This window comes from Achromobacter sp. (genome assembly GCF_049647645.1).
Taxonomy (GTDB): Bacteria; Pseudomonadota; Gammaproteobacteria; order Burkholderiales; family Burkholderiaceae_B; genus Achromobacter.
In genome coordinates this window covers 1-1,952 of record NZ_JBARYB010000307.1, presented here as the reverse complement: position 1 = coordinate 1,952, position 1,952 = coordinate 1, and the positions used below count along the sequence as shown (strand labels likewise).

General features: G+C 67.5%; 3 protein-coding genes. 1 reads left to right on the top strand and 2 read right to left on the bottom strand.

The genetic code is table 11. The features are described 5' to 3' along the window. Both WBB14_RS34845 and WBB14_RS34840 read right to left on the bottom strand, forming a co-directional pair. Window positions 1-378, bottom strand: a 378-nt coding sequence (locus WBB14_RS34845; protein ID WP_424243797.1) for a prolipoprotein diacylglyceryl transferase family protein, incomplete at its 3' end; no start/stop codon positions are given. 27 nt (window positions 379-405) lie between these two features. Continuing rightward, window positions 406-1,170, bottom strand: coding sequence for an IclR family transcriptional regulator (locus tag WBB14_RS34840; RefSeq protein WP_424243796.1), 765 nt, complete (start codon window positions 1,168-1,170; stop codon window positions 406-408). Window positions 1,171-1,389: 219 nt separating this feature from the next. Between WBB14_RS34840 and WBB14_RS34835 the strand changes: the two genes are divergently transcribed. Continuing rightward, on the top strand, window positions 1,390-1,952 hold a 563-nt coding region (locus tag WBB14_RS34835), incomplete at its 3' end, for a thiamine pyrophosphate-binding protein (RefSeq protein WP_424243795.1).

Below are 1,952 nucleotides of genomic sequence, written 5' to 3'. Positions count from 1 at the left end.
GGCCACGCTCGCCAGCGCCAGCGCGCCCAGCAGGGCGGGCCGGGGCGCCTTGCGGCGCAGCGCCGCGTACAGCGCATAGACCCAAGCCGCGGCCAGCCCGGCCATGCCGGCCCAGCCGCCGTCGCGCAGGTCGAGGATGCGCAGCGGGTTCTCCAGGAAGTGCGCCGGGTACTGCCAGACGAAGCTCAGCCGGGCGACGACCAGGCCGATGATGAGCACGCGCCATAGCACCGCGCCGGTGTCGGGCGGTGCGGCGGTTGCGGCCGTCTGCTTGCGGGCGAACAGCCTCGCGCCCAGTAATCCGATGGCTGCGGCAACGATGAGGACCAGCAGCTCCGAGGGAAAGACAAGAGGGCCGATGCGGATGGCGGGCGTCATGGAAGTACCTGCGGCTGGCGTTGAGGGTCAGGCCGCATGCTGCAGTTTGGCGGGCGCCTGGGCGATACGGCGCGTGATTTCCGTGGCGGCGCGGCAAATCAGGCCGGCCAGATAGTCCTCGCGGAATGCCGCGTAGGCATCCTGCGCGCCGATGATGGTGATGCTGCCCAGCACATGGTTCTCTTCATCGAAGATCGGCGCGGCGATTCCCGTCTTGCCGGAATCCAGCTCCCCCGACGATACGCAGTAGCCGGCCTTGCGCACCTGCAGCATGGCGCGGGAAAACGCTTTCCAGTCCGGCCCCAGCCGCTGCATGTCGGGCGACTGCGCATGCTCGTCATAGACGCGCCGCAGTTGGCGCGGCCCCAGATTGGCCAGGATCACGCGCGCCGTCGCGCTGCGCAACAGCGGCATGAAGCGGCCGCGGCCGAAATTCAGGGCCTGGGTGTTGCGGCCCGGCTGCTGGTGCACGTTGATCACCTTGTCGTCGTAGCGCGCGCTGAGCAGCACGTCCAGGCCAGTCTGGCTGGACAGCTCTTCGATCAGGTCGCGGCTGACGGTCAGCATGGGGTCGTATTCCCGCATCTGCAGGTCCAGCGCGATGATGCGCGGGCCCAGCGCATAGCCGGCGGGCAGGCGCACCAGCAATCCGCAGGCGCACAGTTCCCGCACGTAGCGGTAGGCGGTGGCCGGCGCGTAGCCGCGCAGCTGGCAGATGGCGTCGACGTCCAGGACCGGCCGGTCGGGCTGAAAGAGGTCCAGGACATCGAGCATGCGGCGAAGACTGTTCATGGGTGCAAGGTGTGGGAAGGCTGACGTGCTGCGAGGGTGCACCAAGGGGCGCGTATTGGCAAATCGCCGCGCCGCGCGCGGCGCGCATGCGTGCGTATAGGGGTTCCGCGCGGAACTATCAAATAGATAATTTTAATAAATTATCCCGCATCAATCCTCCTAAATAAATTGCACAATTATCAAATTACGATAAAGTAGCAAAAAAAGGAGGCGGTAATCATGAGCGGAGCCAGTGTCTTGCTGGAAGCCTTGCGCAAGCAGGGCGTGGAAGTCTGTTTCGCCAATCCCGGCACGACCGAGCTGGACTTGGTACGCGCCATGGAAGAGGTGCCCGGCATGCGCTGCGTCGTCGGCCTGCAGGAGAACGTCTGCACCGGCGCGGCCGATGGCTACGGCCGCCTGACCGGCAAGCCGGCCGCGACCCTGCTGCATCTGGGGCCGGGATTCGCCAACGGCATCGCCAATCTGCACAACGCGCGCCGCGCCCGCACGCCCATCGTCAACATCATCGGCGACCACGCCAGCTGGCACCTGGAGTGCGACGCGCCGCTGACCTCGGACATCGAGTCGCTGGCGCGCCCGGTATCGGGCTGGGTGCAGCGCATCGCGTCCGCCCAGGACGCGGCCGGCGCGGCGCGCGCCGCCGTGCGGGCCAGCTTGGCCGATGGAGGCCAGGGCGCGACGCTGATCTTTCCGGCGGACTTCCAGGCGGAAAGCGTCACGGACGAATCCGCCGACGCCGCTGGCGCCGTGGCCGCTACGGAACCTGCGGCATTCGATGC

What these genes read in the sequence shown, in the direction of transcription:
- WBB14_RS34840 (WP_424243796.1), bottom strand. Translation starts at nt 1,170, where the DNA reads ATGAACAGTCTTCGCCGCATGCTCGATGTCCTGGACCTCTTTCAGCCC.